Consider the following 7385-nt stretch of genomic DNA (forward strand, 5'->3'; position numbering starts at 1 on the left):
GGCGTCGACCTTGTCGTGCAGGTGCATGATCTCCAGCTCGGCGCGCAGGTTGACGATGTAGTCGTGCTCGGCCGCCTCCCGGTCGCGCTGCGCGGCCCGGTTCTGGCTCATCATGATGATCGGCGCCTGGATCGCGGCCAGCATGGAGAGCATCAGGTTCAGGAAGATGAAGGGGAACGGGTCGAAGGCGAGCCCGACACCCTTGGTGACGACGTTCCAGCCCATCCACAGCACCAGGGCCAGGCCGAAGCCCCCGATGAACGACCACGAGCCGCCCACGGCCGCGACCCGGTCGGCCAGCTTCTGCCCCGGCGTTCGATCGTCGACCTTCAGCTCGTCCGAGACGTCGGTCGGGGCCTCGGTGTGGATCAGGTCGATGACGCTGCGCTGGACGTGATTGAGCTCCTCGTAGCGGCGGCCCAGGAGGTCCTTCGCCAGCTGATCGCGCGTATCGGTCGTCATCCGTTTCTCCTCGGCCGCACGTAAGCTACACGGCGTCAGCTTCCGGGGGCGTTCGAATGGCGGCAAGCGGCAAAGCGCAGGCGGACGGCCGTCGCGCGATCTTCATCACCGGCGCGGCCAGCGGGATCGGCCTCGCGACGGCCCGCCGGTTCGCCGCCGGCGGCTGGTTCGTCGGGCTGGCCGACATCGACGCCAAGGGTCTCGCCGCCGCGCTCGAGGCGATCGGCGCCGAGAACGGCATGACCTGCGCGCTCGACGTCCGCCACCGCAGCGGCTGGAAGCGGGAGCTCGCCGCCTTCGCCGCGCGGACGGAAGGCCGGCTCGACGTCCTGGTCAACAACGCCGGCGTCGCCAGGGGCGGCTATCTGGAGACCCAGAGCCCGGACGAGGTCGACCTGCAGGTGGACGTGAACCTCAAGGGCGTGCTCAACGGCTGCCAGGCCGCATTCGACCTGCTGTGCGCCACGTCGGGGTCGATGGTCGTGAACGTGGCGTCGGTGGCCGGCGTCATCGCCGCGCCGCGGATGGCCGTCTACGCGGCGACGAAGTTCGCCGTGCGCGGCCTGTCGGAAGCGCTCGAAGGCGAGTTCGCCCGAGTGGGCGTCGGCGTCCGGTGCATCATGCCCTGGTTCATCGACACCCCGCTGCTCGACAAGGCGCGCTTCTCGGGGAACGAGGACCTGCGGGTCTCCCTGCGAAGCGAGAAGGTGCCGATCTACCCCGTCGAGGAGGTGTCCGAGGCCGTCTGGGCCGCGGTGCACGGCAAGCCGTCGCTGCACCACCTGGTGGGACGCCAGGCCCGCCAGATCGGGTGGCTGAACCGGCTGGCCCCCGGCTTCGTCCGCCGGCGGCTCCGGCGGCAGGCCGAGGCGCTGTAGAATCCAAACTCAGTTCGATCAGCGAATTCAACAAGCTCCGACCGTCCCGGCGAATGCCGGGACCCAGATCCAGGTGCGAGATCGTGGCTGGAGGGGCTCCGAGCCTGCGGAACCCCGCATCTGAGCCATTCCATCTGCATCCCGGCCTTCGCCGGGATGACCGGATCTTGAGTCCGGAGCCGAACCCTAGAAGGCCCCGGTCGTCTGCGGCAGCGAGAGCTTGGCTTCCTCGGCCGCGGGCGCAGGCGGCGGCGGGGCGGCCGGCTTGGCCTTGATCTCGATGGGCGCGGCGGCCGCCGCCGGCTCGAGCGAGGCCTCGATGGCCTTCTCCGCCGCCGGCTGGGCCTGCCCGGCGGGCAACGGGCCCGAGGTCAGCACGGCCTTCTCCACGCTGGCCAGCACCGGCGCCGAGCGCGCCTTGCGCGGCGAGAAGCGGTAGAACACGTGCATGCCGACCTGGCTCACGCGCAGCATCTGGGGCGCCCAGATCGGCGACACCGCGGTGGTGTGGAAGTGCGTCGCCGAGCCGATGTCGGCCAGCGCCGCCCCGGCCAGCGCGCGAGCGGCCACCCGGCGGGCCTCGGCCCACGCTTCGGCCTCGCGCCGGGCCCGCATGGAGCCGTCGCAGGCGAAGCTGAACTGGCAGCCCCGCCGCCCGGCGCCCTGGAACACCACGGCGCAGACGCTCTTCGGGAAGGCCGGGTGCCTGACCCGGTTCATCACCACCTGGGCGACGGCGTACTGGCCCCGCGAACTCTCGCCGCGCGCTTCGTAGTAGACGGCCTGGGTAAGGCACTCGAGATCGGCGCGCCTGCCCGCCTTCGCAGGCTCCGGCCGCTTCGCCCCGAAGAGATGGCCGACGTTCAGCGCATCCACGGGATCGCGCAGCCCGTAAAGCTGGAGACCGGTGCGCAGCCCGGCGCCCTCGGCTTCCAGGTGCGAACCCGCGTAGCCGCGCGTCGCGGCCTCGGTCATCCGCTGGGCATGCGCGTAATCCGCCGCGCGATCGCCCATGCCGGCGACGAGATAGGTTGCGCCCAGGCCAAGGCCGACGCCCAGGCCGATCAATGCGGCGCTTATCGGCGCACGCCGCTCGGCGCGCATCCATGTTCCAAACTGCAAGACTGACGGTCCTCAACGGCGAGGGCGAACGGCCCCCCGACTTGTCGCCCCGGAGTCCGACTCTGCGGATTCCAGTGCCGGCGCCGCCCCCGCTCATGCTGGCAGCGTCCGCCGGCTAAGCCTGATCCCGAGTTCCGTTGTGGGTCAGGCGACGGCAAATGATGGCGGGCTTATGAATCGTCGAAGCGCCGCTGGCAAGACTTTTTTGCATCGCAGCATTAACGCCGCAGGAGACGCCGAGTCGCGCAAATGGCGCAGCTGCCTGAGAACCCTCGCCTTTTCTCGCGAACGCCTGAGGATCTGCACAGGTTCTTCAAGTAATGCTGAAGTCTTCTGAAACCATGTCCGTTTACCTTACGCCTGAGACGCGAAGATCTCGCGGAACCCTCCGCAGGCTCAGCTGTTTCTAGGGTCGTTCCCGCCCCGGAGACCGACATGCGTGCGTTCCTGACCCTCAGCCTCTCCGCCGCCGCGCTGGCCCTCGGCGCCTGCGGTCACAACACCGAGCAGCGGGCCGCCACCGGCGCGGTCGCCGGCGCCGTGGTGGCCGGGCCGGTCGGCGCAGCCGCGGGCGCAGGCATCGGCACGGCGGTCTCCAAGGCGGCCGACGACAAGAACTAGTCGCCCCGCCCGGCGCATCTGGCCCGAAGCTTGCTGCGTAGCTCCCAGGAGGAACGGGAGCGCAGCATGCGCCATCTCATCTTGGCCATGGCCACGCTGATGAGCGTGATCATGGTGGCCGCCAACGCCGCGCACGGCGCGTTCTGACCGACGGTCAGACGGTCGCCGGAGACCCCTGCCGCGCCTGCCGGATCTGCCAGAGCCGCCACGCGTCGAACGCGGCCAGCGACAGCATGAGCAGGATCGTCGCCGCGATGCCGATCCGCATGCCTACGTCGAAGTTGGCCTGAACCTGCGCGCGGACCTCCGGCGTCCAGACGTCCCACCGGACCACCAGCCAGTGTCCGGCCTGGTAGACGTACCCGAGCAGGGCGACGCCCAGCAGATTGTGGACGAGGGACACCGCGCGGTGCACCGCCGTGGCGCCGGGCCGGACCAGCGCGAAGACGTTGGCGGCCACGTCGAGGCCCGCGTAGATCAGGATCGGCCAGAAGACCTCGTCCCAGATCGGCGCCAGTTCGATGCTCATCCGGTATTCCGGCAGCAGCGGGCTGAACCGGATCGCGCCGATCCACCACAGCATGAAGACCACGTTCATCCCGATCTCGACCGCGCGCTCGAAGCGGCTCTTGCTCTTGCCCTCGGGCGGCGGCAGTTCCGCCGGCTTCCACTTCTGCAGCAACGCCGTCTTCCCGAACCGCTCGATCAGCGCGCAGACCAGGGTGATCAGCCCGAACGCGAAGACCAGGACGCCTACCAGCGAGGGGTCGTCGGTCCCGCGCGCCGTGGCCACGGGCTCGCCCCCGATCAGGACGAGGATGACCAGCACGGCCCAGATCCCGAGGATCACCGCCGTCGTCGCCTTGATCGCCGCCCACCAGAACGGGAAGATCTCGGGCCCGATCAGGTGCTGCACCTTCCGGTAGCGGCCCGCGACCGTCAGCGGGTGTCCGAAGCGGACGAGCAGGGCTTCGCGCTCCTCCCGCGTCTGCGGTCGGCCCAGGCGCGCCTACTCCTCCTCGGCCTGGCTCAGCAGCACGTCCCGCAGTTCGGCGGTGACGTCGCCCTTCTGGCCTTCCGGCAGGTGGCGCGCGATCGCGCCCAGGTAGCGTTCGATGAGGTCGTCAGGCTGTGTCATCTGCCATCGTCCTTGAGAATGGAGTCGACCGAGGCGTTCAGGGCCGACCACTCCGCGACCAGGCGGTCGAGGACCGCACGGCCGTCGGTCGAGAGCCGGTAGAACCGCTTGTTGCGCCGCTCTTCCTCGCGCCACTCGCTGGTCAGGAGCCCCTGGGACTCCAGCCGGCGCAGCATCGGGTAGAGCGCCCCCTCCTCGATCTCCACGCCGGCGTCGGCCAGCGCCTTGCGCAGCGTGTAGCCGTAGTGCTCGCGCTGCAGCTGCCCGAGCACCGCGAGGATCAGCGAGCCGCGGCGAAGCTCCTGCCGGAGGGTTTCGAAGATGTCCGCGTCGGTCGGCATACTGGGCGACATACACTGTGCGATACACAGTGTCCAGCACATACTATGTGGCGCTAGGTATCTCCCACCTTCCCTTCCCGCCTGCGGGAAGGGGGGACCGCTCGCCGAAGAGCGAGCGGTGGGAAGGGAACGCGGCCGCACGCCGACAGGCTCAGTTCGCACACGGGCCCCGAACCCGCCCGAGCTTGCCCGTCAGCACGCCACTACGGGTCGGACCTGTTCAGCCGCCCGTGTCGCGGTTACTCTACGTCGTAAACGAAAAACGGAGGGGACGATGATCCGGCAGGCCCTGGCGTTCCTCGCCGCGCTCCTGGTCGCCGCCGCGGCGCACGCCGCGCCCCAGGACAGGTACGCGACCAACAACGGCGTGAAGATCCACTACGTCGTGGAGGGCAAGGGTCCGCTGGTGGTCCTGATCCACGGGTTCCCGGACTACTGGGCCACGTGGAAGCCGCTGATGGCCGAGCTCAGCAAGGCCGGCTACCGCGCCGCCGCCCTGGACACGCGCGGCTACAACCTCTCGGACAAGCCCCAGGGCGAGGCGGCGTACGCCATGCCGAACCTGATCGGCGACGTCGCCGCGGTGATCGCCGCCGAGGGCGAGAAGAACGCCGCCGTGGTCGGCCACGACTGGGGCGCCGCCATCGCCTGGCAGACGACGTTCGCGCGTCCGGATCTCGTCAACAAGCTGGTGATCCTGTCCGTGCCGCACCCCGCCGGCATGGCCCGCGAGCTGGCGACCAACGCCGACCAGCAGCGCAACAGCCAGTACGCCCGCAACTTCCAGCGCGAAGGCTCCGAGAAGAGCCTGACCGCCGAGGGCCTCGCGGGGTGGGTGCGCGATCCGGAGGCGAAGGCGGGCTACGTCGAGGCGTTCAGGCGGTCGGACTTCGCGGCCATGATGAACTACTACCGCGCCAACTATCCTCGCGGGGTCGGCGAGGGCGCCGCGCCCCCGCCGGCGCCGCCGCGGATCAAGGTCCCGGTGCTGGTCATCCACGGCATGAAGGACACCGCCCTGAACGCGGCCGGCCATGCGGGCACGTGGAACTGGGTCGACGCGGACACCACGGTCGTCATGTTCCCGCAGGCCGCGCACTTCGTGCAGCACGACGCCCGGGACCAGGTGAACAAGACCATCCGCGGCTGGCTCGACCAGCGAAGATAGGTCCTTCCCCCTCGCGCATCGGTTGACTCGGCGGCGCGCGGCTCCAAACTTGACGCCGGCGTCACGGAGATCGGCCATGTCCGAGCAGCAGCTCCCCACCGGACTTCAGCTCCTGGAGATCGATCCCGAGTTCCGGGCCGATCCCTACCCTCGGCTCGCCGAGCTGCAGGAGAAATGCCCGGTCCGCCACGACCCGGTGCTCGAGGCGGTGGTGCTCACGGGATACGAGGACGTCCGCGCCGTCGTGAACGACCGCTCGCTCTGGCGGAACCCGGCGCGCGGCAACCCCCGCGCCCTCTTCAACCGGGGCGCCGCCGCCTCCGGCGATGCGCCGCAGACCATCCTGTTCATGGACGACCCGGACCACGCCCGGGTCCGCGGCCCCCTCACCCAGGCCTTCTACAAGCGCGCGGCCCGGATGAAGCCGCAGGTCGAGGTGATCGTCGACGAGGTTCTCGACGGCCTCTCGGACCGGCCCTCCTTCGACATCATCGCCGACTACGGCGTGCCCGTGCCCATTCTCGTCATCGCCGCCGTGCTGGGGATCGAGAAGTCGCGGCTGCGGGAATTCCGCGAGTGGTCCGAGGGCATCATCCAGTCGCTCAACGCCATGCGGACGCCGGCGGAGGAGGCCCAGCTCGCCGCCGCCGCCACCGCCCTGGACGCCTTCTTCGCCGAGGCCATGGCCGAGCGCCGGAAGGCCCCCCGCGACGACCTCATCACCGACATGGTCCAGCTGCAGGCCGAGGGCGCGGAGCTGACCGACAGCGAGGTGAGCGTGAACCTCCAGAGCCTGCTGGTGGGCGGCAACCTCACGACCACCGACCTGATCGGCAACGGCGTGCTGGCGTTCCTGCGCCACCCGGCCGAGCTCGCCAAGCTCCGCGCCGACCCCAGGCTGGTCGCGCCGGCCGTCGAGGAGATCCTGCGCTACGACCCGCCGATCAGCATCACCGGCCGCATCGCCTCGCGCGACCTCGAGATCCGCGGCGCGCCGGTGGCCTGCAAGGACGCGCTGATCAACTCGCTGCGCGCCGCCAACCGCGACCCGTCGGTCTACGAGGACCCCGACCGCTTCGACATCACCCGCAAGCATGTGCCCCACATGGCCTTCGGCGGCGGCGCCCACATCTGCATCGGCGCCCCCCTGGCCCGCATGGAGGGCCAAGTCGCGCTCTGGAAGCTGTTCCAGCGCTTCCCGACCCTGAAGCTCGCCGACCAGGCCCTCACCTACCGCGCCCTCCCCGGCTTCCGCGGCCTGGAACGCCTCATCGTCGAAACCTGACCGCCCCCCTCCCGACCTGTCATCCCGGTTTCGCCACAGGCGAAAACCGGGACCCATAGACTCCGCGCCTCAAGCAAACCCCCAAACGGCGCCGCCAAGCCGCCAAGCTTGACTTTGGCGGCTAGATGTTCTACTTTTGTTCTCCATGGCCGAAGCCCTCACCCCTGAGCGCATGGACGCCGCCCTGGCGCGCGTCCTCGACGCCTGCGTCGAGGGCGTTGAACTCGCCAGGGGCCTCATGGCCCATGCCGCCGAGGGCCAGGACATCGAAGGCTTCGAACGCTGCGGCCGCACGGCCAACGCCTTCGCCCGCACCGTCGGCCAGGTCGTCCTCCTGAAGCAGCGCTTCGACCGCGAGCAGGCCGAGGCC

At 70.0% G+C, this 7385-nt stretch carries 10 protein-coding genes; 5 read left to right on the forward strand and 5 right to left on the reverse strand.

Going from position 1 to position 7385, the window contains the following annotated elements; genetic code table 11:
* Positions 1 to 462 (reverse strand): DUF1003 domain-containing protein (locus tag JNK30_RS20645; RefSeq protein WP_293485258.1); only part of this gene is annotated, 462 nt, incomplete at its 3' end.
* A gap of 56 nt (positions 463 to 518) precedes the next feature.
* Here JNK30_RS20645 and JNK30_RS20650 point away from each other — a divergent pair.
* Positions 519 to 1340, forward strand: coding sequence for an SDR family oxidoreductase (locus JNK30_RS20650; RefSeq protein WP_293485260.1), 822 nt, complete (start codon positions 519 to 521; stop codon positions 1338 to 1340).
* 186 nt (positions 1341 to 1526) lie between these two features.
* On the opposite strand, the gene JNK30_RS20655 is transcribed toward JNK30_RS20650, so the two are convergent.
* Positions 1527 to 2408 (reverse strand): cell wall hydrolase, encoded by an 882-nt coding sequence (locus JNK30_RS20655; RefSeq protein ID WP_293485262.1) that lies wholly within the window; start codon positions 2406 to 2408, stop codon positions 1527 to 1529.
* 489 nt (positions 2409 to 2897) lie between these two features.
* On the opposite strand from JNK30_RS20655, the gene JNK30_RS20660 reads away from it, so the two are divergent.
* On the forward strand, positions 2898 to 3083 hold the full coding sequence (locus JNK30_RS20660) for a hypothetical protein (protein ID WP_293485264.1): 186 nt from the start codon (positions 2898 to 2900) through the stop codon (positions 3081 to 3083).
* 154 nt (positions 3084 to 3237) lie between these two features.
* Here JNK30_RS20660 and JNK30_RS20665 read toward each other — a convergent pair whose 3' ends face one another.
* From JNK30_RS20665 to JNK30_RS20675, 3 genes are all read right to left on the reverse strand, one after another.
* Positions 3238 to 3999 (reverse strand): hypothetical protein, encoded by a 762-nt coding sequence (locus tag JNK30_RS20665; protein WP_293485266.1) that lies wholly within the window; start codon positions 3997 to 3999, stop codon positions 3238 to 3240.
* Positions 4000 to 4092: 93 nt separating this feature from the next.
* Entirely contained in the window at positions 4093 to 4221 is a 129-nt protein-coding gene (locus tag JNK30_RS20670) for a hypothetical protein (RefSeq protein ID WP_293485268.1), read from the reverse strand.
* A complete protein-coding gene (locus tag JNK30_RS20675; protein WP_293485270.1) occupies positions 4218 to 4562 on the reverse strand; it encodes a PadR family transcriptional regulator in 345 nt (114 codons plus the stop codon). The genes JNK30_RS20670 and JNK30_RS20675 overlap by 4 nt, the downstream gene beginning before the upstream one ends.
* A 274-nt stretch (positions 4563 to 4836) precedes the next feature.
* Between JNK30_RS20675 and JNK30_RS20680 the strand changes: the two genes are divergently transcribed.
* The 3 genes from JNK30_RS20680 to JNK30_RS20690 form a co-directional block, all read left to right on the forward strand.
* Positions 4837 to 5730, forward strand: coding sequence for an alpha/beta hydrolase (locus JNK30_RS20680; RefSeq protein WP_293485271.1), 894 nt, complete (start codon positions 4837 to 4839; stop codon positions 5728 to 5730).
* Between the two features lie 76 nt (positions 5731 to 5806).
* Positions 5807 to 7015 carry a cytochrome P450 gene (locus JNK30_RS20685; RefSeq protein WP_293485273.1) on the forward strand — a complete coding sequence of 403 codons (1209 nt, stop codon included), beginning with the start codon at positions 5807 to 5809 and terminating at the stop codon, positions 7013 to 7015.
* 145 nt (positions 7016 to 7160) lie between these two features.
* Positions 7161 to 7385 (forward strand): hypothetical protein (locus tag JNK30_RS20690; RefSeq protein ID WP_293485275.1); only part of this gene is annotated, 225 nt, incomplete at its 3' end.

The organism is Phenylobacterium sp. (assembly GCF_016793225.1).
In the GTDB taxonomy this organism is placed as follows: Bacteria; Pseudomonadota; Alphaproteobacteria; order Caulobacterales; family Caulobacteraceae; genus Phenylobacterium.

What these genes read in the sequence shown, in the direction of transcription:
- JNK30_RS20650 (WP_293485260.1), top strand. Translation starts at nt 519, where the DNA reads ATGGCGGCAAGCGGCAAAGCGCAGGCGGACGGCCGTCGCGCGATCTTC.
- JNK30_RS20660 (WP_293485264.1), top strand. Translation starts at nt 2,898, where the DNA reads ATGCGTGCGTTCCTGACCCTCAGCCTCTCCGCCGCCGCGCTGGCCCTC.
- JNK30_RS20670 (WP_293485268.1), bottom strand. Translation starts at nt 4,221, where the DNA reads ATGACACAGCCTGACGACCTCATCGAACGCTACCTGGGCGCGATCGCG.
- JNK30_RS20675 (WP_293485270.1), bottom strand. Translation starts at nt 4,562, where the DNA reads ATGCCGACCGACGCGGACATCTTCGAAACCCTCCGGCAGGAGCTTCGC.
- JNK30_RS20680 (WP_293485271.1), top strand. Translation starts at nt 4,837, where the DNA reads ATGATCCGGCAGGCCCTGGCGTTCCTCGCCGCGCTCCTGGTCGCCGCC.
- JNK30_RS20685 (WP_293485273.1), top strand. Translation starts at nt 5,807, where the DNA reads ATGTCCGAGCAGCAGCTCCCCACCGGACTTCAGCTCCTGGAGATCGAT.